This is a genomic window from Flavobacterium sp. RSP46, from assembly GCF_003984825.1.
GTDB lineage: Bacteria > Bacteroidota > Bacteroidia > Flavobacteriales > Flavobacteriaceae > Flavobacterium.
In genome coordinates this window covers 1-23,375 of sequence record NZ_RYDM01000001.1, presented here as the reverse complement: position 1 = coordinate 23,375, position 23,375 = coordinate 1, and the positions used below count along the sequence as shown (strand labels likewise).

The window sequence follows — 23,375 nt, the reverse complement described above, 5'->3', positions numbered from 1 at the left end:
ATTCTATTTTATTGAGCACAAAAATAAGCAATCCAATTTTTATTTGGAGCTATTTCCCACTATCCCTTGCAAATATATTCACGGAACGTCGCAGGAAATAAAAGTTAAGATAAGTAATTGTTCTGTTTTTAAGATAAAATAGAATAGATTTACAACTATAGGGGATTAAAACTATAGTGTGTATCCGATTTTATTTTGCCTACCGATAACAAGGAACCTCAAAAGAAGATCATTTGGATAGAATTCTGAGATCTATAAAAGGGTTTGTTTTATAAAAAACAGATTTTGGATCCAAAGAACAAAATAAAAGTAGCAATGTTTAGTATTTGACGTTAAATCAATATATTTGTAAATAATATAACAATTTTTAATAAAAAAGTTACAATGATAACAATAGCAGATCAATTCGGAATCAAAGACGCCCTAAAGCAATTAGGGATTGAGGAGGTAAATGAAGGAACATCAACAGGAGCAGCTAATTTTGCCAATGGAAAAATCATCGAAAGTTATTCACCAGCAGATGGGACTTTAATTGGAAAAGTAAAAACGTCTTCTAAGGAAGACTATGAAAAAGCAATGCAAAAAGCTTCGGAAGCATTTTTAGAATGGCGTATGGTTCCGGCTCCTAAAAGAGGGGATATCGTTCGCCAGATGGGAGATGAATTAAGAAAATTCAAAGAGCCTTTAGGAAAACTAGTTTCTTATGAAATGGGAAAAAGTCTTCAAGAAGGATATGGCGAAGTACAGGAAATGATTGATATCTGTGATTTTGCGGTGGGATTATCCCGTCAATTGTACGGATTAACCATGCACTCTGAAAGACCTTTGCACCGGATGTATGAGCAATACCATCCAATAGGAACGGTTGGAATCATTTCAGCGTTTAACTTTCCGGTAGCAGTTTGGAGTTGGAACGCTATGATTGCTTGGGTTTGCGGTGATGTTGCCATCTGGAAGCCAAGTTCAAAAGTACCTTTATGTGGAATTGCTTGTCAGAACATCATTAAAACAGTGTTAAAAAGGAATAACGTTCCTGAAGGCGTTAGTTGTTTAGTAACAGGAAATGAATCCGGAGACTTAATCAATAATGATAAGAGAATTTCGCTGGTTTCTTTTACAGGTTCAACTAGAATAGGTCGTCACGTATCAAAAACTGTTGCCGAACGTTTTGGAAATACTATCCTTGAATTAGGAGGGAACAATGCTATTATCGTTTCGGAACACGCGGATATCAGTATGGTATTAGTCGGAGCGGTTTTTGGAGCGGTAGGAACAGCAGGACAGCGTTGTACCTCAACCAGACGTTTAATCATTCACGAAAGTGTATATGACAAAACGATCAGCGTGTTGAAAAATGCGTACGGACAATTGCAAATAGGAAATCCATTGGATGAGAATAATCACGTAGGACCGCTGATCGATAAAGGTGCTGTTCAGGAATATTTGAATGCGATTGAAAGCGCTAAAAAAGAAGGTGGAAAAATTATTGTTGAAGGTGGTTTGGTTGAAGGCGAAGGATATGAAAGTGGTTGTTATGTAAGACCATGTATCATTGAAGCTGAAAACCATTTTAACATTGTGCAAACAGAAACTTTTGCTCCTATTTTATATGTAATGAAATACAGCACGATTGAAGAAGCGATTGCGTTGCAAAACGGAGTTCCACAAGGACTTTCTTCTTCGATTTTTACAAACAGCATGAGAGAAATGGAATTGTTCCTTTCTCAATCGGGTTCCGATTGTGGAATTGCCAACGTAAATATTGGTACTTCAGGAGCTGAAATTGGTGGTGCTTTTGGAGGGGAAAAAGAAACTGGCGGCGGACGTGAATCGGGTTCTGATGCATGGAAAGCCTACATGAGAAGACAAACTAATACTATCAATTACGGAACCCAATTGCCATTGGCACAAGGAATAAAATTTGATTTGTAACCCCAAAATAGAATTAACTAAAAAAGGCAATTTGAATATTTCAAATTGCCTTTTTTAGTATTACAAATTCCTTGTAAACTTATTAAAAACACGCACAATAATCTTTGTGATGTAATCTAACCCGTCATACACATCGAAAAAAACAAACCCTTTTCTACAGCAATAATAAAATCCAAAGTGCCCAGACAAATATATTTGACTTAGACGATTTTTTTTTGTTTTTTAAAGCTTGTGCAAGTGTTAATGTGGCAGTAATAGATCACTTTTAAACACAGGTTTAAAAAAATAGGATATCTAATTTCTTCCTTTTTCGTCAAAATACAATTGGTTCAAAGGTTCACTTTGCCAAAACTCCTTGGTGTCAACATCCATAATAGTCAATGGTCCTTTGAAGGCTGCTCCGGTATCCACATTCCAAACATTTGCCTTTTGAACGGGAGTCGTTTCACCTATTCGGGTGACAGGCGTGTGACCAATATAGATTTCATTATATAAAGTAAAGCGTTTTGGGTAAAACGCATGGTCGGTTTTCATTGTCGTGTCTAATGCCAAGGCCGTTTCCCATAAGGTTCTGTCCCAATAGAAAAGCCCGGGAAAATATTCAAAGTCAACACCATTCATATTCGTAAAACCGGCATGGACAAAAAGCCGTTGTTGCTCGTCCAGATGAAAATTTTCTAATGATTTCAGGAATTCAATGTGTTTTTTCTTGGTTTCTAAGCCAACCGTTTCGTAGGCTAAAACAGTTGCTTCTCCACCATGTTTGTGCCAAAGCAGATTGTCTTTGCTTTCGCCGAGCCATTCCAGCAATAAATCATCATGGTTTCCGCGGATGCAAATGCAGTTTTGTTTGGTTTTTAAATCAATGATAAAATCAAGTACCTGAGGAGATTGACTCCAGCCATCGACGTAATCTCCCAGAAAAATCAGGGTGTCGTTTTTAGTAACGTTGGCTCTTTCCATAATTTGGTGTAATGCTCGCAAACCACCGTGGATATCGCCTATAACAAGTGTTCTCATGTACGGGTTGTTCATTTATTAGTCTAAAAACAGCAAGAAATACGAGCTGTCTTTCAAGGTATAAAATTAAGTAAAAGAGTGGTGAAGTACTACTTTTTAACTTATTTTTTTAACTAAAGTTAAAGGAGCTCTTTTTTAAAAATTCTGATTTTTATAGCAAATAACAGGGCTAAATTCCTCAAATCTCATTTTAAAGTAAAACTTGAAATATCACTGCTTTACGGGCTTATTTTACTTTTCAGGACATTTTAAAAATAAATAAATCAACAAAAAATTACTGCACATCATATTTCATCTTTCTCAAAATTCGCAACGCTTCCTTGAACGATAAATACACGTGGTTGAAAGGTTTCAACAGTACTTTGGCATCTATTAGCTTTTGTTTGGCTTCTTCAAAACCGTTGAGGTAGCAAATCATAAATGTTGAGGGTAAATTCTCTAAATCTTTTTCTTCTCGTTTGCTTAATGAAAGTCCTTTTTGGAGTTTGTTCAGCAAAGTAATATTGGCATTATAAATATGGAACAGCATTTTCTTGTTGAATTCCGGTGGTTGAAAAAGCATCTCTCTCTCAATTTTATAATAGCCATTGTCGTGAAAATGAATCGTTTGTTTTTCTAAAGGATAATAACTCGTTTTATCATTCAGACCCAAAGGAACATACTCAATAATGGTAAAAGTATCTTCGTCAAAAGTGATTTCGACCACATCCTGAGCCGAATAAAACAGCTTGATTTGTTCGTTGATCAATTCAATATCCACGCGGGATAAATACGTTTTATCACGGGATTTTTTTGCAATTCCTGCCCAGCAAATCACAAATAACTCCTTGAATACTTTATACTTTGGCGACATGTCTTTGTGACGTAAATTCATAAAATCAATCACGCCATCAAGTGTGTATTCAATGCTGTTTCGGGAGTTGTTTTCAATGCCAATTACGGTTTCCGTATTCTGATAATTCTTTTCAATTTCGCCTTCAACCGGTGTCGTGTTGCTGCCTCTTCGGATAAAAATACTGTTGGCAGGAATCGTGTGAATTCCTTTTTTGAAATAGGAGGTGTTGCTTTTTGGCTTGATTGTTACCAGTCCGATAACCTTGTCCTTTGGTAGATTTGGAAAAGGTATATTTTCATATTGAATTTTGGGTGGATTCTCCAGATAGGCATTCACTAAATTCTGAATCCGACTGTCATCAAAAAAATCATCCCCCACAATAGTATTGTCTTGGTCTTCAACCCCCACTACAATATAGGAGTTATTCATAGGGTTTGAATTGGACAGCGCGCAAATGTGTTTGAGAAACTTGGCTTTTCCTTCCCGTGTATGCAAATTTAACTGGCGCTTTTTGTCATAAAAACTACTTTCATCATTGTGAGCAAGCAGGTTTTTAATAAGAATGCGTTTGTTGATCATTGGTACTGTTTATTATGTATTTTTTTTTTCAGTGTTGTAAAGACATATTTGTTGATCCTATTTTGATCCTTTTCTATCAGAATATTTTAATAAACTACCGCTAATTCGCAGATTTTAAAATTAATTAGAAAATCTGCGAATTAGCGGTTGCATTTTTACCTGTTGCATTTTTTGTTTATTCCCTTTTATAAATATAATGATAACTCGATGTATTGTAGTGTTTTATAATAAATAATGGGGATAATCAATTCCTTTTTAAAATAGTAGCAGCGGCTTGTGCGGTTGGCAACACCATCAAATCGGCAATATTTACATGGTACGGTCTGGAAACTACAAAGTGAATAATGTCAGCAATGTCTTCAGGATGTAATGGCTCAAAACCTTTGTATACATTGGCGGCTCTGTCTGTATCGCCTTTGAAACGCACTTCACTGAATTCTGTTTCCACGGCACCGGGATGAATGGCTCCCACCCGGATTCCATAAGGATTCAAGTCCATTCGCATAGCTTGGTTTAAGGCATCAACAGCATGTTTGGAAGCACAATAGACGTTTCCGTTTGGATATACTTCTTTTCCGGCTATGGACCCAATGTTGATAATATGACCTGATTTTCGTTCGATCATTTGTGGGATTATGGCTTTTGAGACATACAAAAGTCCTTTTACATTGATATCAATCATGGCATCCCAGTCGTCTAAATCTCCTTTTTGAATGGGGTCTAAACCATGTGCATTTCCGGCATTATTAATCAAAACATCAATTGTAGCAAAGACTTCCGGAATAGAATTGATGCTTTCGAAAACCGCTTTTTTATCTCGAACGTCAAAAGACAACGTATGCACTTTGGTAAATGCTGAAAGCTCCTTTTTGAGTTCAGTCAATCGGTCCTCACGACGTCCGCAAAGAATAATCTGATAGTTATTTTTAGCTAATATTTGTGCTGTTGCTTTACCAATTCCGCTGGTGGCTCCGGTCACTAAGGCTGTTTTAGTCATGAAATTTTTTTCTTTTTTGATTCTAAAGTTGTTGAGTTGAATAGGGATTCTAGGCTACATTTGTTCCCATACTTGCTGCCCAAATTGCAAACCAATCTTCTTTGTCTAATTCTAACTCAACAGCTTTCATCAAGGATTGGATTCGGGCTACATTTACCGTTCCGGCAATAGGAATTACTTGAGCAGGGTGTTTTAAAATCCAGGACAGCAAAATCGAGTCGGAGCCCAAATGGTATTTTGAAACTAAGGTCGCCAATAATTTTTTTAAGCGATGGGTTTGCGGAATATCTTTTCTGAAAACAGATCCAAGTGGATTCCAAGACATAGGCCGAATGTTATTGGCCTGCATATAATCAAAACTTCCATCCACCATAGGTTCGAAATTAGTGGCCGAAAATTGGACTTGATTGTACAAGACTTCTGTTTTTTGACCAATTAATTCGGTTTGTGTAGAAGTGAAATTAGAAACTCCAAAATCGATGATCTTCCCTTCTGATTTTAGCTTCAAAACGGCTTCGGCAATTTCATCCGGCTGCATCAAAGGACTGGGTCTGTGTAGTAAAAGCACGTCTAAATAATCGGTATGCAGGTTTTTTAAGGAGTTTTCAACGGACCAGATGATGTACTCTTTTGAATATTCATAATGTTTGATCGTATTGTTCCGGTTTTCGGTCACCATTTGGATCCCGCATTTGGATATCAATTGCATTTTTTCCCGGTCAATACTGCTGGCTGCGAATGCTTTTCCAAAATCAGACTCGGTGGTGTAATCTCCGTAGATATCAGCATGGTCAAAAGTGGTGATTTTATTTTCTAAACACACATTAATCATGTTTTCCATTTCTTTGGTATTGAGATTTTTATCCCAAATCCCCCAGTTCATGACGCCTGCTACAATGGGTGATAATTTAGTTTTATTCATGTTTTTTATTTTTTATTAAAATGCGTAAATCTTCAAATTCGAAATATATTTTTCAAAGTTCTTAAAAATATAAAAATTGTATCATAATTCGGCCTTAAAATTAAGTCTTTTGTCGAAGTTTTAACCATTTTTTAACATCTTACTTCTAAAAAAAAATTCAATTTGCACCTTCAAAACGACGACATTAAATTCAAGGTTTTAAAAATAATAAAATGGAAGAAAATACAGCGGCTTTAGACATCAGAGCAATCAATGAAAAAATTGAAAGAGAGAGTGCTTTTATAGACCTTCTCACAATGGAAATGAACAAGGTTATTGTAGGTCAAAAGCACATGGTGGAGCGTTTGTTGATTGGACTTTTGGGTCAGGGTCATATTTTATTAGAAGGAGTTCCCGGATTAGCAAAAACATTAGCGATCAATACGCTTTCACAAGCCGTACATGGTTCTTTCAGCAGAATACAATTTACGCCGGATTTATTGCCTGCGGATGTTGTGGGAACAATGATTTACAATATTAAACAAAATGAGTTTTCGATAAAAAAAGGACCAATTTTTGCTAATTTCGTCCTTGCGGATGAGATAAATCGTGCACCTGCCAAAGTACAATCCGCCTTACTGGAAGCCATGCAGGAAAAGCAAGTAACTATTGGAGACACTACTTTCAAACTAGACCGTCCATTCTTGGTTTTGGCTACTCAAAATCCTATTGAACAAGAAGGAACGTACCAATTGCCTGAAGCCCAGGTGGATCGTTTTATGTTGAAAACGGTTATTGATTACCCAAAAATGGAAGACGAACGTTTGATTGTTCGCCAGAACCTGAAAGGGAGTTATGAAAAAGTTAATCCAGTAGTTTCAGTAGAGCAAATCTTGCGCGCACAGGAAGCCGTTCGGGAAGTATACATGGATGAAAAAATAGAGAAATACATTCTGGATATCGTTTTTGCCACACGGTACCCGGAGAAATACAAATTGGCTGATTTGAAACCGTTAATCAGTTTTGGAGCATCTCCTCGAGGAAGCATCAATTTAGCAAATGCTGCAAAATGTTACGCTTTTATCAAACGTCGCGGTTATGTAATTCCAGAAGATGTTCGGGCGGTAGTGCATGATGTATTGCGTCACAGAATTGGTGTTACCTACGAAGCAGAAGCCGAAAACATTACTTCGGTTGATATTATTAACAAAATTGTAAACGAAATAGAAGTACCATAAAAGTGAATAGTAAAAAGTGAATAGTAATTAGCCTTTTTTGGTTGCTACTCACCACTCACTTCTCACTAATTACCAAAGAAATGGATACAAAAGACCTCTTAAAAAAAGTACGAAAAATAGAAATCAAAACCCGAAGATTGAGCGATCACATCTTTTCGGGGGAATACCACACATCTTTTAAAGGGCGCGGAATGACGTTCAGCGAGGTGCGTCAATACCAGTTTGGAGATGATATTCGTGCTATTGATTGGAATGTTACGGCGCGATATAATGAAGCGCACGTAAAAGTGTTTGAGGAAGAACGGGAATTGACCATGATGTTGATGGTGGATATATCAGGATCAGAAAGTTTTGGTTCGAAAAATCAATTCAAGAAAGATATTGTTACGGAGATTGCGGCAACAATGGCTTTTTCAGCCACACAAAACAATGATAAAATAGGTTTAATTTTGTTTTCTGACGCAATCGAATTGTATATTCCGCCAAAAAAGGGAAGATCGCATGTATTGCGCATCATCAGGGAATTGATCGAATTTCAGCCTAAAAGCCGTAAAACAGATCTTGACCAAGCCTTAAAATTTTTATCGGGAACCCAGAAAAAGAAAGCTATTGTGTTTGTAATTTCTGATTTCATGTCGGAAGAGTATGAACATACATTAAAAATAGCCTCTAAAAAACACGATATAACTGGGATTCGAGTGTACGACATTCGGGAAGAAAAAATGCCAAATTTAGGGATGGTTTCTATGCTTGATGCCGAAACCGGAGCAATTGAATTGATAAATACCAGCTCGAAAGCAGTGCGAATGAATTATGAAAAACAGTACCATAATAAAGTAACCTATTTTAAAGAAACATTCAGTAAATCAGGTTCAGGTGTGGTAAACACAAGAGTTGATGAAAGTTATGTGACTAAATTGCTGAGTTATTTTAAATCGAGATAAGGGTTCAATAATAAAAGATGAAAAAACAATTATACCTACTATTGCTGCTTTCTACGGCTGTTTTTGCACAACAAAAGCAAGTAGTCACAAGTATTGATACAATTAAAAATAAAATTGGTGCCGAATTTAAATTATCTATAAAAACTACTGTTGATACTTCGTCTAAGGTCATTTTTCCAAACTTAAAAAACCTTGGCGCTTTAGAGGTGATTCAGTCGTATCCTATTGATACGGTCAAAATGGATGGCCGTTATGAATTAATCAAGAAATACGGGTTGACCCAATTTGATTCTGGCAGATATGTGGTTCCAAGTATTAAGATTTTTATCAACAGCAAACCGTTTTTTACGGATTCGCTTTTGGTTGAGGTAGCGAACGTTCAAGTGGATACTTTGAAACAAAAAATGTACGACATCAAGGACATTGCTCCTGCGGATAATTCAATTGGAGATTGGTGGAAATACCTGCTGATTGTTGCTTTGATTGGTGGTATAGGAGCGTGTATTTATTGGTTTATTAAAAAACGACAAGAGAAAAAACTACACAAAGAAATTTATAAAACGCCTATAGAAAGAGCGACTAGTTTGCTGGATTCTTTGGAGAAAAAAGAACTTTGGCAAAAAGGAGAAGTCAAAGCCTATTACAGCGAATTGACTGATATTGCCCGAAATTATATTGAAGAAGCCATAGAAATTCCAGCCATGGAAAGTACTACATCAGAGCTGATTCTTGGACTTAGAGCGGCTTCTGTCAAAAAGAAAATGACGCTTTCGAAGGAAATTATCGAAAATCTGGAGCGTGTTTTGAAACAAGCCGATTTAGTGAAATTTGCCAAATCGAAACCATTGGATTTTGAAATAACCGAAGACCGAAATAAAATTCAAAAAGCAATTTTAACCCTGGACAGCTCCATTCCGCTGGAAGTTCCAGAAGCAGAAGAGACACTGTTGAATGAAGCACAAAGACAAAAACAAATTCAAATTCAGTTGCGCAAACAAAGAAATAAACGGATTCTTACGGCCAGCGCTATTGTACTTTTTTTATTGGCGGCGACCACCATTTTTTTTATTGTTACCAAAGGGTTTAGTTATGTGAAAGACAATATCATTGGTCATCCTACAAAAGAATTGTTAGAAGGCGAATGGGTAAAAAGTGAATATGGAAATCCAGGAATTATCATAGAAACACCAAAAGTACTCAAGAGAATAGATCTGACAAAAACGCTTCCTAAAAATGGAATGGCATTGATCAAAGAGATGCAATCGTTTGTGTATGGTAGTGTTTTAGATCGTTTTTATGTGATGGTTTCTACGTTAAAATTCAAAGCAGAAACGCAAATTGATTTGGCTAAATCGATGGACGGGATATTGCAATCATTAGAATCCCAAGGAGCTCAAAATATGATTGTTAAACAAGAAGAATTTGAAACCAAAGAAGGGGTCAAAGGTATTAAAGCCTACGGCACTTTTTCCCAAGTTGATGGCGGTGATGCGACAGGTGTAAAAATGTACTATGAAGCAGTATTGTTCAGTCAGGAAGGTGGATTACAACAAATTTTACTTTTTCATGAAGAAGGAGATACCTATGGCAATGAAATCTCAGAACGAGTTTTGAACTCGGTCGAATTAAAACAAGCAAGTAAATAATGGATAAAATAACTTTTTTGAACCCAGAATTTTTTTGGCTGTTTCTACTGATTCCAGTTGTGATTGCCTGGTTGCTTTGGACAAAAAACGAACAGATCGCAACATTAAAAATTAGTTCTATAGCAGGATTTAAAGGCGCAGAGTCGTATTTGACAAAGTTAAAGCCACTGTTGAATGTATTACGGGTTTTAGCATTGTGTTCTTTAATTGTTGCCATGGCCAGGCCAAGAACGGTGGATGTAAGCAGTAGAACAAAAACAACTAAAGGAATTGATATTGTTATGGCAATAGATGTTTCTGGAAGTATGCTGGCCAAAGATTTGAAACCAAACCGAATGGAAGCATTGAAAAGAGTCGCAGCTGATTTTGTTGAAGAACGACCAAATGACAGAATAGGATTAGTGGTGTATGCCTCGGAAGCGTACACAAAAACACCGGTGACCAGCGATAAAGCAGTAATCCTGAATGCGATTAGCAGTATAAAATACGATACTGTTTTGCAGGACGGAACCGGAATCGGGATGGGATTAGCCACTGCCGTAAACCGATTAAAAGACAGTAAAGCCAAAAGTAAAGTCATTATTCTTTTGACAGATGGTGTGAATAATGCTGGATTCATTGAGCCGGAAACAGCCTCAGACATCGCCAAGCAATATGGAATAAAAGTATACACAGTAGGAATTGGAACTAACGGAATGGCCATGTTTCCCTATAAAATAGCACCTAATGGAACGTTTTTATTCCAAATGATGAAAGTGGAAATCGACGAACAATTAATGAAAAGTATTGCCAGAAAAACGGACGGAAAATATTTTAGAGCCACCAGCAATAGCAAGCTGGCCGAAATTTATGCCTCCATCAATAAACTGGAAACTACAGAAATAGAAGAATTAAAATTCTATGATTACGATGAAAAATTCAGGCCTTTTATATGGTTTGCCGGTTTTTTGTTGTTGCTGGAAGTAGGACTAAGGAATACAGTTTTTAAAAGCTTTATATAAAATCCCCACCCCAGCCCTCCCCGAAGGGAAGGGAGCACGAACTAGAATATTGGAATTAGAATGACCAAGTTTAGAATTTTGATTTAGGGTAAAAATCTAAGATCAAAATTCATAAATCTAAAATTAAAAATGGAATTAGACGAAAAAAAATATTTATACCTTCTTTTTATACTGCCTCTTTTAGTGTTGGTTTTTCTGGCCAATTTATATTGGAAAAGAAAGAAACAGCGCGAGTTTGGAGATTTAGAAATGGTAAAAAAATTAAGTCCGGAAAGTTCCGTTTTTAAGCCAGTATTAAAAATAGTCGTGCTGATTTTAGCTTTTCTTGGGCTGATTTTTGCTTTGGTAAACCCAAAGATTGGCACCAAGATGGAAACCGTAAAACGGGAAGGGATTGACATTGTTTTTGCAATGGATGTTTCTAAAAGTATGCTGGCCGAAGATGTTGCGCCCAATCGATTGGACAAAAGCAAGCAAATTGTCTCACAAATCATCAACCAGCTAGGAAGCGATAGAATAGGTATTGTGGCGTATGCCGGAAGTGCTTTTCCGGTATTGCCCATCACTACGGATTACAGCGTTGCAAAAATGTTTTTGCAAAGCATGAATACTGATATGGTTTCCTCCGTAGGAACATCGTTCAACGAGGCAATCAAATTATCGTCAACCTATTTTGATGATAAAAAAACGAGTAAGTTATTGATCATGATTTCGGATGGTGAAGACCATAATGAAGGTGCTGAAGAAGCGGCTGAAGAAGCCAATAAGTTGGGAATTAAAATTATTACAATTGGTGTTGGAACTGAAAAAGGAGGTACAATCCCATTGAAAAGAAATGGAATTATTGAAGGTTTCAAGAAAGACAATAACAACCAAGTGGTTATAACGAAGTTGGTTCCAGAAAGTCTGACAGCGATTGCTAAAGCCACAAAAGGGGGTTATGTAAACGGAAATAATACCAAAGAAGTGCTTGAATATGTAAAAAATGCATTGAATAATATTCAAAAAACCGAATTTGAAGCGACGGAAATGGCGGATTTTCAATCGCAATTTCAATGGTTTTTGGGGTTTGCCTTCTTGCTGTTATTTGTAGATGTCTTTCTGTTGGAGAGAAAAACAAACTGGGTTAAGAAATTGAATTTATTTAACGAAAATAAATAATTATTTCCTAAAGGTTCTTAGCCTTCTGGATTTATAGATACAATAAATGAAAAGATTTAAAATTATCATAATTGCTTTTTTAATGATTGCTTTCTGCGGAACGGCCGGTTTGTACGCACAACAAAAAGACCGAATTTTGCCTAAAGCAAATGCAGAATATGCGGAAAACAAATTCGCAGAGGCAGAGGCTAATTACAGAATTTCGGATTCAAAATTCCCTAATAGTACCGCTGCGTCCTTCAATCTTGGAAATAGTATTTACAAGCAAAAGCAGTCTGGAGAAGCCAAATTTGCGTACGCCAAAGCATTTAAAAATTCAAAAACGAGACCTCAAAAACACAGAGCCCTGCATAATTTGGGAAACGTATTCATGAATGAAAAGGATTATACTCAGGCGGTAGAAGCGTATAAAAACGCCTTGCGAAATGACCCAACCGATGAGGAAACCCGTTATAATTTTGCTTTGGCCAAAAAAATGCTGAAAGACAATCCGCCAAAGGATGACAAGAAAAAAGACGACAAGAAAGATAAAGACAAGAAAGACGATAAAAAGGACGAGAAGAAAGACAAAAAAGAGGACGATAAAAAAGACGATAAAGGCGATCAGGACAAAGATAAAAATGAGCCAAAACCCAATGAAAATGGGGAGCCAAAACCAGCACCTGGGGGTATCTCCAAACAACGTCTGGAAAATTTACTAGATGCTGTAAATAGAGAAGAAAAGAAGGTTCAGGATAAGGTGAATGCCCAGAAAGTAAAAGGAAAACCAGTTAAAACAGAGAAGGATTGGTAATTCAATTAGACAGTTTGAAAATGAAAAAATATATAGCAGCAATCGTTTTATTGGTGTGCAGCTCCCTTAATGCTCAGGTTCAGTTTGAGGCCAAAGTCAGCAAAAGTACGTTGGGCTTAAATGAGAGGTTGCGTATTGATTTTATGATGAATGTAGATGGGGATAATTTTGTGAAGCCTTCATTTGAAGGATTTAGAATTGTTGCCGGGCCCAGCCAGCAAGTAAGTCAGTCCTGGGTAAACGGGAGAAGTTCTTTTGAGAAAGTCTATTCATATATTCTTTTGCCAAATCAAAAAGGAACCTTGGTTATCAAGCAGGCAGCCATAGAGTTTAATGGTCAAATTTATAAGACAGCACCAGTAAAAATCAATGTTACTGAGGCTACGCAACAACCCAGAGATCCAAACGATTCACAAGTGTCTGCGGATGAAAACTTATATCTTGTTGCCGATGTGTCTAAAACAAATCCGTACATCAACGAACCCATTACGGTCGTGTACAAATTGTATTTTGCAAATATTGGCATCTCAAATTTAGGAGAACTGACCAAGCCAAAATACAATGATTTTTGGAGTCAAAATATTGAAATAAAACAGCTTGCTGCCGAAGAGGGGATGTTTAAAGGCCAAAATTATCGCTATATCGTGCTAAAAAAAGTAGTGCTATATCCGCAAAAATCAGGAAAACTTAAGATCGAACCCTTATCATTAGCAGTTGATGTACAGTTACCAACGAACCAAAGGGATATGTTTGGTCGAATGGTACTAACGGAAACGACCCAAAGAGTTTCGGCCGGAGCCAAAACCATTACCGTTAAACCACTACCCGAGTCTGGAAAACCAGAAAATTTTACCGGAGCGGTTGGAAGTTTCGACTTCAAAGTCACACCGTCTAAAACCGATTTAAAAAACGGAGAAAGTCTGGATCTTGTTGTCAGCGTAACCGGAAAAGGGAATCTAAAATTGTTCAGTTTGCCAAAACCAGTTGTGCCAAATGCCCTGGAAATGTATGATGCCGTTCACAGCGAAGACATCAGTACACCACTTTCCGGTATGAGCGGAAAAATGTCAGACAGTTATACTATAATTCCGCAATACAGAGGAAATTATCCGGTAAAACCAATGCTGTTTTCTTATTTTGATTTGGATTCCCGTACGTATAAAACACTCCGTTCTCCAGAGATTATGATCCATATTCTTGATGGCCCTTCTCCGGCAGATTCTTCTGCTACAGCTGGAAATAAAAATAAAATTGCAGCGGTTGAAGAATTTAAAACGATCAAGTCAAAAACCAATCTGGTTACCATTGATAAAGAGGATTTCTTTGGATCGAATTTGTTTATTGGATTGTTAGTACTGCCTTTTTTATTGGTTCCAATAATTGTGTTATTCAAAAAGAAAAAGGAAGCTATGGATGGCGATATTTCCGGAAACAGAATCCGAATGAATAATAGACTGGCCAAGAAATATTTATCAGTGGCCAAGAAACAAATCAATAACAAAGAACTGTTTTACATTGCACTGGAGAAAGCGATGCATAATTTCCTGAAGGCAAAATTACACATTGAAACCTCTGAAATGAGCAAGAATAATATTCAGGAATTATTGTTGTCCCGAAATGCAAAACCAGAAGCTGTAAACGATTTTATTGCGCTTACTGAAAATTGTGAAGTGGCTCGTTATGCACCTTCATCCAGTGTTACAATACAACAGGATTTTGATAAAGCAGTTTATATCATCGCTGCGTTGGAAAAACAGATTGCTTAATAAAAGTACTAAAATTAATTTTTGAGTAAATACACTTTGAGCCTTTGTGCCCTCGTTGCAAAAAAAGATAATGATGAAAAATATACTATACATACTTTTACTTTCAACTCAGTTTTTCTTTGCCCAAAACGGCTTTGAAAAAGGGAATGCGTATTATGAAAAGGCAAAGTACACTGAAGCCGTGGCTGCCTATGAAAGTGTTTTGAAAGCCCAGCAGTACTCTTCGGAATTGTATTTTAATTTAGGAAATGCCTATTATAAATTGAATCAGGTTGCGCCTTCGATCTACAATTATGAAAAAGCATTAGTGCTCAATCCAAACGATCAAGGAAGTATAAACAACCTGAAATTCGCTCAAAAAAGAACAATTGATGAAATTAAAGTAATCCCAAAAGTAGGTTTTGCAAAATTAGTTCGTGATTTCACGGGAATTTATCATTATAATACCTGGGGATGGGTTTCTGTAGGATTGGCTGCCGCTTTTTTGTTGTTTTTTATCGGGTACTATTTTTTACAAAGAACACTTCCTAAACGGATTTTCTTTTTTGGAATGTTTCTGGCTGTTTTTCTTTTACTAATGACGCTGGTCGCAGCTATTATTGAGAAAAGTCATTTTGATACCGAAAAACCAGCCATTGTTTTTGCCGAAATGGCGAATGTGAAAAGCGAACCCAGAAATGGCGGTAAATCTATTTTTGTGCTGCATGAAGGAACTAAAGTTTATGTGAAGGAAGTCATCGAAAAATGGAAAAAAGTGCAACTAACGGATGGAACCGAAGGCTGGATAGAGAGCAGTGCAATTAAGGAAGTGAAATAATAGTTCACGGTTTCAAATTGTCCAGTTTCTTTATTTATAGCAGGAACAGGGTGGTTTTCATGGTAATTAAACTGACCGCCACCATATTTAAAATCAGTTTCAAAATTGCAAATTCTACAGTTGGCATTTAATATTTGTCTCATGTTTTTATATTGAAACTTTAAAAACATAATCACCCCATGACATAAGTATTATTGCGATTAAATGCCCAATTTACTCTGAAGCTTAGTAAGAATTTAATGCAGAAATAAATACAGTAAATTATGAAAAATTGTTTTCCATTTTATTTGGTTAATTTTACCATCATGAACTAATAAAACTGTCCCTTTCGTAAGTTTTAATGATTGACTTTCTGCAATTTCAGAGTTTATAAAAACGCTATCATCTTTTGATATCTCCCAGTAATTTTTTTGATGTACTGTAATTTCTGTTTCAGAAGAAGTTTTGTAAATGTTAACTGTAAAAATCTGTATTATTGTATTGTTTTTGACTTCATATATTTTTTTTTCGTTGCTTATTTGATATGAGCCGTCTTTAATAACCTCATTGTTTATAGATACTTTATTTCCAATTTCTACTTCTGCTAAATAATATGATCTTTCTATTTCAAAAATTTTGCCATCAACAAGTTTTTGCTCAACAATAAATAATTTTTCCCGACGAATGTTATTCAAATAATTTCCAATATCTAAATCTGGAATTACATTTTCATTTGCTAAAGTGAAAAGCTTAATGCCTGTTTTGCACGAAATCGCAAGCTGGGGTAATTCAAATCAAGCAAAAAAGATTATTGCAAAAATGGTAAAGTAGAAAATTGTAATGGCTGAAAAAAATAAGAATTCATTAATTTTTGTTTAGAATCTCTTAATTATGGTAAAAGTATTTGATCTAATATCTCAAGATTCAAGGCCTATAAGTCTATTGCATCATAAACCAAAACTTTCTCCCAAAGATGGGAACAGTTTTTTACAAAATCCTGATGAATAGGGTGGTCCTGATATATTTTTTGACCCGCTTCATCATCAAAAAACAACAGCTCTGAAACGTCCCAAGAAGTGTCTACTACTTCCCGTTTTTCCGTAGAAGCTAATATACCCAAATGAAATTGGCGAACCGTTGGAATTGCTGCTAAAGTTTTCAAGCCGGAAATCAATTGCTGTTTATCTTCTTCCGATTGGGGGTTCTTTAACCAAAAAAACACATGGTGTATTAAATTTTTTTCATTGGAGTGTTTTGTGAATCCAAAAGCACCTGCAATACCTACTAAAGCTGCCGAACCAATAAACTGTCTTCGTATCATCTGATTAATTTTAAATGTAAATATCTAAATTAAAAATAGAATAGGATCACTATTTATCTCAAATTTTAAAAGGAGAATGACTGCTGTTTCTGAAACAGAACGGTTTTTGCAAAACAAGATAGTTTTTCTCATTAATCACCATGAAGCCCGGCTTTCACTAAAGCCTTAAAACAAAAAAGACCTTACATTGCTGTAAAGTCTTTTTAAAAAGCTCCTCTCTTGGGCTCGCCCCTCGGGACAGATTAGCAGTTAAATCTCGACTGCGCTCCATTTGACAAGATTGATACGATCTAATTATTTTATTTCCTTATCTAAAATAATGGCAGGAATTTGCTGTTTCATTACAAAAGCATTAAATTTCTTGACATCGTTATCCACGATATCTTTTATTTTCTGGAGTTCGGCATCTATTTTCATAGCTAAATCTTCATAAACAACATAAGCATTTCGGGTTGGTTTTGATTCCGATGACGAAATATTGGATCCTAATCCAGCCATTTTATCGTTCAATTGAATTGGGAAAGCTAACACATCTTGTGGTGCTTTAGCTTTTGGCTGCATTAATGATGACTCAATTTTATCCAAATTTTCCAGAGTCGATTTCGTCATTTTTTTCATTTGATTGACTGCCACAGTATCTTTTACAGTAGCTATGTATCCATTAATTTGCGTGCGTATTTTTCGCAATTGGTTAATCGCGAGATGAGCTTCATTGACTTTTTTATTTACTTTTTGGTGCAAGTCAAATTGCTCTTTTAAATCAGCATCACTCGCGGTCATTCGAGGATCAAGTTTGATTTCAACAGCTGCCTCTGCAATAATGGTTTTGTCTTCAATTAACCGAACAATATAAGATCCCGGTACTACTTTTGCACCTACACCTGACCCTGCCCACATTACATTAGTTCCGTCAACTGCAGTGGCATTAGGATAGCGCATATTCCATACAAAGGAGTTCATACCTGCTTTTGCGGTGATGAAACCCGCTTGCTCTTTTTTTGGATCTTGATAAAATTCCTTGGAAATTTTCATCGGTTCACCCTTCATGTCTTTGGTTGAAGAGTAGGTATTTATCGTATCTCCTTTGAGTGTTAGAAACTGTAATTTTATCTCAGTTGAAGGTTTCTTTTTGAAAAAGTAACGTACAATTACTCCATTTGGGGCATTAGTTCCTGAACTCATGTCATCGCTTTGTCCGCCTTGCATTCTATAAGCAGGACGCGGTTTGAAAAGGTGTTTGTCTCCTTTTGCTGTTTTGTCTTTTATTTCATAAAGCGGTGTAATATCATCTAATACCCAAAAAGATCGGCCGTGGGTTGCAACGATTAAATCCTTTTCTCTTTTTTGAATTCTTAAATCTCGGATAGGAGTAACCGGTAAATTCAAGTTTAGTTTTTGCCAAGAATCTCCATCGTTGAAAGAAACATAAACGCCTCGCTCAGTTCCAGCAAACAGTAATCCAGGTTTGTTAGGATCTTCACGCAATACTCTGCAATATTCATCAGATGGAATTCCATTGGTTATTTTAGTCCAACTTTTTCCATAATCAACCGTTTTGAACATATACGGTGTACGATCGCCGTACATGTATTTATTGGCTGTTAAATATGCTTTTCCTTTTTCGTGTTCTGAAGTGTGAATCATACTAATCAAAGAAAAGTCAGGCAATACTGTTGTTGGTAATGAGATATTCTCCCATTTTGCTCCATTGTTTTTAGTGATATGTACTAAACCGTCATCAGATCCGGTCCAAATTACCCCTTTTTCTAGCGGTGATTCTGAGAGGGTGAATATAGTAGCGTATACTTCCGCTCCTGTTTGATCCTTAGTTATTGGTCCGCCCGTTTCTCCTGTAGTTTTTGGATCATTTCGAGATAAATCAGGACTTATAATTTCAAATGAATGACCTTGATCTTCCGTCACGTGTACTACCTGAGAGGTAACATACATTCTTTTTGGGTTGTGAGGCGAAAAAACAATTGGGTACGTCCATTGAAAACGGTATTTTTTAGCACTTGAAGGAGCCCCAATATTCGATTCTGGATACGGAGAGATATCTTTTCCTTGGCCTGTTTTTTTGTTGTAAGAACTCAATTGACCGTCGTACTCGCCACCGTATGTAATGTCAGCATTCGTTGGATCTGCCTCGATGTATCCTGCTTCGCCACCCGCAACGGCGTACCAAGATTCAGGACCTATACTATTGCCACTAGTTCTAGAAGCAATCCGAATGGAAGAATTGTCCTGCTGAGCTCCATAGATATTATACGGAAATTCATTGTCTACTGATACATGATAAAATTGAGCGGTTGGCGTATCTAGTTCCGTGAAGGTTTCCCCACCATTAAAGGTAACTTCTCCACCACCATCATCACCAATGATAAAGTTATCTGGGTTTAAAGGATTAATCCATACATCATGCGTATCTCCGTGTCGGACATTTATTTTTTTAAAGCTTTTACCGCCATCGCTAGTTTTCCAAGCATCTACATTTAATACAATTAATCCATTTTCGTTTTTAGGATCGGTTTGTAAATTCATGTAATACCATGGTCTTTGCCAAAGATTTTTATCTTCATTAATCAATTCCCAGTGCTCGCCTGCATCGTCAGATCGATACAGTCCGCCTTTTGTATTTTCGATCAAAGCATACAAGCGATTCGAATTTATTGGAGACACAGCGATTCCCATTTTTCCGAGGATTCCAATTGGCATTCCTGGTTTTTCGTTAAGCGATTTCCAAGTATCACCGCCATCAATAGATTTGTACATTCCAGATCCTTTTCCTCCTGATGACATAGAATGACCGTTACGATATCCTTCCCAAAGCGTTGCGTAAACAATTCTAGGATTGGTAGGATCGATACGAACACACATAGCGCCTGTTTTTTCATCTTTAGAAAGAACTAATTGCCATGTTTTTCCACCATCTTTTGATCGGTAAACACCGCGTTCCGGATTAGATTTAAAAGGATTTCCCATTGCTGCAACAAAAACGATGTTAGCATCAGAAGGGTGTACTTCAATATTAGCAATTGCATCCGCTTTATCGAGGCCAGATTTTGACCAAGTTTTTCCGCCGTTTACAGATTTATACATTCCGTCACCAAAAGAGATATTGGATCGCATATCCGCTTCGCCCATTCCTACATATACTACATTCGCATCAGATGGAGCAACTGTAATTGCACCTACAGCAGATGATTTAAAAATACTATCAGAAATAGGAAACCATTCATTTCCTCCATCAATTGTTTTCCAAACGCCACCTCCTGTTGAACCAAAATAATACGTCAAAGGATGGTTGGCATGTCCTGCTACCGCAAGTGATCTTCCCGATCGAAAAGGTCCGATATTTCTCCATTTAAGCGCATTAAATACGCTATCTGAGACAAAATTTGAAGTTGTTTTGTTTTTTACATTCTTTTTTTGAGCATAGCCTAAGCTAGTGGAAAGTGTTATAAAAAAGACAAGAACGATACTAAAGTTAATTCTTTTAAAATAAGTTTGGTTCATAGGTTTTAATAGATTGGTTAGTGGTTGTTAAATTTTAAACTTCAATAAGGATTTGCCATTTTTAGTTTTAAACACTGCATATTGGAAAAACACATACCTAGTTATTTATCAAATATAAGAATTAATTTAGTAGTAATTGTAGTTGTTAAACGGCGTTGCATGGAAGCACAGATTTGTAACCAAGTTAAAATGGTTATCAACAAATTTTCCTATTTCTATCTTTGAACTAGGTAATGTCTTAATTTCATTGTGAATTTAAAACAAAAAAGACCTTACATTGCTGTAAAGTCTTTTTTAAAAAGGTTCTACCGATAGCTATTGAGGCTAGTTCGGGTGATTTATTCGATGATTAACTTTTTATAGGTTTTCAAGTAATCTCATTGAAATTTGAGGATTCTGTATTAGGTTTTCAATATCAATTTTGTTTTGCATCTTCTTGCTTTAAATTAAAGTTGTAACCAACGTACAAGTGATTTAATAGATGCGGGTATTTTTAATTTTAATCTTTTAAATCTATTTATAGTCTTGCGGTAATTTTCGAATTTTTGTTGCTTTTTCAAAGGCAAATCCCATTTTTAAAAGGCTGTCTTCATGATACGGTCTGGCTATAAATGTAAGACCCCATGGCTCTCCCGTTGTTTTGTAGCCCATAGGAATAGTAAGGCAAGGGTAGTTGGCCGCAGCGGCATGACCGGCGTTATTATTGTTTATGGATAAGATAGCGTCGAGTTGGTATTTTACCATCGGTTTTTCAAAAAAATTGACTCCTTCTTTTTTGATTTTGGCCTTTATTTGCAGTAATTCTGCTTCAGTAGTGTTTTCGGCTAGCATTTGTTCAAAACGTCCTTGTCCGTAGGGAATTTTTAGTATCGAATCATTTTTATTGTACGCTATAATGTCAGCAATAGAGCGGATAGTAAGTTCATTTGATGCATATTTATTCAAATAATTAGGAAGATCAACTTTCATGTCGGCACTAAGTATGGTGCCAAAACCGTCGAAGTTCATTGGTTCTGGATCATATTCAACGACTATACCACCTAACTTAATTATGGTATTGATACTCTGCTTATAAATTGAATCTCCTAAAAAGTTTTTAATGGCACCAAATCGTAATCCTTGCAGCGTTCCCGACTTTAGATCATCGAGGTACTTTATGTTTTTTGGATTGTTCTTGGTTGCAGGATCATTATTGTCTTCTCCACTCATAGCCGAAAGAAGGATTCCACTATCAGTAACATTTTTTGTCATTGGCCCAGGCGTGTCTAATGTACTTGAGATTGGAATAATACCCGTTCGGCTCAATAAACCAGTAGTTGGTTTTAGACCAATAATTGAATTTTGCCACGAAGGAGAAAGAATAGAACCTGAAGTTTCAGTTCCCACTGCTGCCGCTGCATAATTGGCGGCTACCGCAGCACCACTTCCTGAGCTCGAACCACCAGTGTCAAATATTTTCCGTCCATAGGGATTAAGCGTTTGCCCTCCTACTGCACTATAGCCATTAGGACCAGTCAGGAAAAGGAAATTAGCCCATTCGCTTAAGTTTGTTTTACCTAAAACAATAGCACCTTTATCTTTTATTTGGGTAATTATAAATGCATCTGCAGCGGTATTGTTTCGTAACAAATGTGTTCCTGCGGTGGTAGGCATGCCCTTTACGTTTGTATTGTCTTTTACAAGTATTGGTATGCCGTAAATTGGATGGTCGTGATTGGATTTGTTTTTATCTCTCTTTCGTGCTTCATTAACTGCTTCAGGGTTAATAGCTACAATTGCATTTAGCATCTTATCTTTATCATTTTCATATTTGACAATTCTGTATAAATACCACTGCGTCAGTGTTTCATAGCTAAGGCTGCCAGATTGAATATGGGATTGAATGGTGGGAATGTTTTGTTCTAAGATTAAAGGTTTTAGTCTTTGATAATCGTCCTCCGAAAAAGCACCTATCTGTTGTGCTATGTTTTCCCAAATAGTGTTTTTATCCAGAATTTTTGACTGGATCAATTTGTATTGCATTTTTGTTGATGCGTTGGTAGCATTTTTTGCTAGTTCTTCGGTTTCGTCATAAGGGGCCCATGCCGGAATAACTGTTTTTTGAGTTGGCTTACAAGCCAGTATAAAAAAGAGAGAGAGGAAAAGAATTTTCTTCATTAAATCTAAATTTAGGGTTATGTATTGGTTTTTTTTAGGTCAGTTCTAGTTCGTTTTTACACTATTTACTTAATCGAAGCAACTATAAACAAAAGGTGTTGGATGTATATTCGAAAGAAAAGATATTAAAATCCGCAAGTTCAAACAGCATTAAGTGTCTTTATTTATTCCCGAACCTATTTGTAAATAATAAGTCATGTGATCGAAATTCAAAGATATACAATTAATGTACTATTAGCGTAATATTATGGTAAAGGCAGGATAGGATTCTTTAAAAAAAGGAGGTGGGTTTTTGGCAAAAGGCACCATTAGAATTGTAGTTTTTTCTTGATTCATGTTTCCGTTTTTTAGAGTTAAACAATTGGCATGACAAGTCAGAATATAAAATGGGTACCTCGAGATTTTTAATGGGTACCGAATAGTGTGCCTTTTTTTGCAAAATAAGTTGGCAAGTTGGTAGAAGTCAAAAAATCTCTATTCTCTACTGAATCGCCGTAAAGTCCCGTTTTCACTACCGCTTTAAAACAAAAAAGACCTTACATTGCTGTAAAGTCTTTTTAAAAAGCTCCCCTAGATATTGTGTTATCGAACCAATTTAAGCATGATTTAATTAGATTATATGTTTTAAGCTGGAAAAACCGGTCAAATTGACCACCCAATTCCAGTGCAAATTGACCACCAGTTCCGGAGTAAACTGACCACCCTATTCCAGTTCAAATTGACCACCTAATTTTGGGGTAAAATTGAGCATTAAAAACTACTTACTTTTTCA

Annotated in this window: 17 protein-coding genes; 9 read left to right on the top strand and 8 right to left on the bottom strand. The window is 36.3% G+C overall.

Annotated features, from left to right (window positions below; all coding sequences use genetic code 11):
* Positions 1 to 384: 384 nt before the first annotated feature.
* Positions 385 to 1,932, top strand: a complete 1,548-nt coding sequence (locus EKM01_RS00085) for an aldehyde dehydrogenase family protein (RefSeq protein WP_126452148.1) — start codon at positions 385 to 387, stop codon at positions 1,930 to 1,932.
* 294 nt (positions 1,933 to 2,226) lie between these two features.
* On the opposite strand, the gene EKM01_RS00080 is transcribed toward EKM01_RS00085, so the two are convergent.
* The 4 genes from EKM01_RS00080 to EKM01_RS00065 form a co-directional block, all read right to left on the bottom strand.
* Positions 2,227 to 2,952, bottom strand: a complete 726-nt coding sequence (locus tag EKM01_RS00080) for a metallophosphoesterase family protein (protein WP_126457684.1) — start codon at positions 2,950 to 2,952, stop codon at positions 2,227 to 2,229.
* Positions 2,953 to 3,226: 274 nt separating this feature from the next.
* Positions 3,227 to 4,366: an ATP-binding protein gene (locus EKM01_RS00075; RefSeq protein ID WP_126457683.1), complete on the bottom strand. Its 1,140-nt coding sequence runs from the start codon at positions 4,364 to 4,366 to the stop codon at positions 3,227 to 3,229.
* Positions 4,367 to 4,610: 244 nt separating this feature from the next.
* Positions 4,611 to 5,363, bottom strand: coding sequence for an SDR family NAD(P)-dependent oxidoreductase (locus tag EKM01_RS00070; protein ID WP_126457682.1), 753 nt, complete (start codon positions 5,361 to 5,363; stop codon positions 4,611 to 4,613).
* Between the two features lie 49 nt (positions 5,364 to 5,412).
* Positions 5,413 to 6,285, bottom strand: coding sequence for an aldo/keto reductase family oxidoreductase (locus EKM01_RS00065; RefSeq protein ID WP_126452142.1), 873 nt, complete (start codon positions 6,283 to 6,285; stop codon positions 5,413 to 5,415).
* 212 nt (positions 6,286 to 6,497) lie between these two features.
* On the opposite strand from EKM01_RS00065, the gene EKM01_RS00060 reads away from it, so the two are divergent.
* The 8 genes from EKM01_RS00060 (at position 6,498) to EKM01_RS00025 (ending at position 15,630) form a co-directional block, all read left to right on the top strand.
* Positions 6,498 to 7,502 (top strand): MoxR family ATPase, encoded by a 1,005-nt coding sequence (locus EKM01_RS00060; protein ID WP_126452140.1) that lies wholly within the window; start codon positions 6,498 to 6,500, stop codon positions 7,500 to 7,502.
* A gap of 80 nt (positions 7,503 to 7,582) precedes the next feature.
* Positions 7,583 to 8,446, top strand: coding sequence for a DUF58 domain-containing protein (locus tag EKM01_RS00055; RefSeq protein WP_126766074.1), 864 nt, complete (start codon positions 7,583 to 7,585; stop codon positions 8,444 to 8,446).
* A gap of 17 nt (positions 8,447 to 8,463) precedes the next feature.
* Positions 8,464 to 10,092, top strand: coding sequence for a hypothetical protein (locus EKM01_RS00050; RefSeq protein WP_126766070.1), 1,629 nt, complete (start codon positions 8,464 to 8,466; stop codon positions 10,090 to 10,092).
* Positions 10,092 to 11,093: a VWA domain-containing protein gene (locus tag EKM01_RS00045; protein WP_126766066.1), complete on the top strand. Its 1,002-nt coding sequence runs from the start codon at positions 10,092 to 10,094 to the stop codon at positions 11,091 to 11,093. The genes EKM01_RS00050 and EKM01_RS00045 overlap by 1 nt, the downstream gene beginning before the upstream one ends.
* 129 nt (positions 11,094 to 11,222) lie before the next feature.
* Entirely contained in the window at positions 11,223 to 12,254 is a 1,032-nt protein-coding gene (locus EKM01_RS00040) for a VWA domain-containing protein (protein WP_126457678.1), read from the top strand.
* Positions 12,255 to 12,300: 46 nt separating this feature from the next.
* Complete coding sequence (locus tag EKM01_RS00035; protein WP_126457677.1) at positions 12,301 to 13,047, top strand: tetratricopeptide repeat protein; 747 nt, start codon at positions 12,301 to 12,303, stop codon at positions 13,045 to 13,047.
* Between the two features lie 20 nt (positions 13,048 to 13,067).
* Positions 13,068 to 14,813, top strand: coding sequence for a BatD family protein (locus EKM01_RS00030; RefSeq protein ID WP_126452129.1), 1,746 nt, complete (start codon positions 13,068 to 13,070; stop codon positions 14,811 to 14,813).
* 73 nt (positions 14,814 to 14,886) lie between these two features.
* Complete coding sequence (locus tag EKM01_RS00025) at positions 14,887 to 15,630, top strand: tetratricopeptide repeat protein (RefSeq protein ID WP_126766063.1); 744 nt, start codon at positions 14,887 to 14,889, stop codon at positions 15,628 to 15,630.
* 236 nt (positions 15,631 to 15,866) lie between these two features.
* Here the strand turns inward: EKM01_RS00025 and EKM01_RS00020 are convergent, their stop codons facing one another.
* The 4 genes from EKM01_RS00020 to EKM01_RS00005 form a co-directional block, all read right to left on the bottom strand.
* A complete protein-coding gene (locus EKM01_RS00020; RefSeq protein WP_126457674.1) occupies positions 15,867 to 16,304 on the bottom strand; it encodes a hypothetical protein in 438 nt (145 codons plus the stop codon).
* 236 nt (positions 16,305 to 16,540) lie between these two features.
* Positions 16,541 to 16,930, bottom strand: coding sequence for a Dabb family protein (locus EKM01_RS00015; RefSeq protein WP_126561412.1), 390 nt, complete (start codon positions 16,928 to 16,930; stop codon positions 16,541 to 16,543).
* A 294-nt stretch (positions 16,931 to 17,224) separates the two neighbouring features.
* Positions 17,225 to 20,446, bottom strand: coding sequence for a glycosyl hydrolase (locus EKM01_RS00010; RefSeq protein ID WP_126766058.1), 3,222 nt, complete (start codon positions 20,444 to 20,446; stop codon positions 17,225 to 17,227).
* A gap of 513 nt (positions 20,447 to 20,959) precedes the next feature.
* Positions 20,960 to 22,603, bottom strand: a complete 1,644-nt coding sequence (locus EKM01_RS00005) for an amidase family protein (protein ID WP_126766053.1) — start codon at positions 22,601 to 22,603, stop codon at positions 20,960 to 20,962.
* Positions 22,604 to 23,375: the final 772 nt, after the last annotated feature.

What these genes read in the sequence shown, in the direction of transcription:
- EKM01_RS00045 (WP_126766066.1), top strand. Translation starts at nt 10,092, where the DNA reads ATGGATAAAATAACTTTTTTGAACCCAGAATTTTTTTGGCTGTTTCTA.
- EKM01_RS00050 (WP_126766070.1), top strand. Translation starts at nt 8,464, where the DNA reads ATGAAAAAACAATTATACCTACTATTGCTGCTTTCTACGGCTGTTTTT.
- EKM01_RS00070 (WP_126457682.1), bottom strand. Translation starts at nt 5,363, where the DNA reads ATGACTAAAACAGCCTTAGTGACCGGAGCCACCAGCGGAATTGGTAAA.
- EKM01_RS00030 (WP_126452129.1), top strand. Translation starts at nt 13,068, where the DNA reads ATGAAAAAATATATAGCAGCAATCGTTTTATTGGTGTGCAGCTCCCTT.
- EKM01_RS00035 (WP_126457677.1), top strand. Translation starts at nt 12,301, where the DNA reads ATGAAAAGATTTAAAATTATCATAATTGCTTTTTTAATGATTGCTTTC.
- EKM01_RS00075 (WP_126457683.1), bottom strand. Translation starts at nt 4,366, where the DNA reads ATGATCAACAAACGCATTCTTATTAAAAACCTGCTTGCTCACAATGAT.
- EKM01_RS00055 (WP_126766074.1), top strand. Translation starts at nt 7,583, where the DNA reads ATGGATACAAAAGACCTCTTAAAAAAAGTACGAAAAATAGAAATCAAA.
- EKM01_RS00025 (WP_126766063.1), top strand. Translation starts at nt 14,887, where the DNA reads ATGAAAAATATACTATACATACTTTTACTTTCAACTCAGTTTTTCTTT.
- EKM01_RS00005 (WP_126766053.1), bottom strand. Translation starts at nt 22,603, where the DNA reads ATGAAGAAAATTCTTTTCCTCTCTCTCTTTTTTATACTGGCTTGTAAG.
- EKM01_RS00010 (WP_126766058.1), bottom strand. Translation starts at nt 20,446, where the DNA reads ATGAACCAAACTTATTTTAAAAGAATTAACTTTAGTATCGTTCTTGTC.
- EKM01_RS00040 (WP_126457678.1), top strand. Translation starts at nt 11,223, where the DNA reads ATGGAATTAGACGAAAAAAAATATTTATACCTTCTTTTTATACTGCCT.
- EKM01_RS00085 (WP_126452148.1), top strand. Translation starts at nt 385, where the DNA reads ATGATAACAATAGCAGATCAATTCGGAATCAAAGACGCCCTAAAGCAA.
- EKM01_RS00060 (WP_126452140.1), top strand. Translation starts at nt 6,498, where the DNA reads ATGGAAGAAAATACAGCGGCTTTAGACATCAGAGCAATCAATGAAAAA.
- EKM01_RS00080 (WP_126457684.1), bottom strand. Translation starts at nt 2,952, where the DNA reads ATGAGAACACTTGTTATAGGCGATATCCACGGTGGTTTGCGAGCATTA.
- EKM01_RS00065 (WP_126452142.1), bottom strand. Translation starts at nt 6,285, where the DNA reads ATGAATAAAACTAAATTATCACCCATTGTAGCAGGCGTCATGAACTGG.
- EKM01_RS00015 (WP_126561412.1), bottom strand. Translation starts at nt 16,930, where the DNA reads ATGATACGAAGACAGTTTATTGGTTCGGCAGCTTTAGTAGGTATTGCA.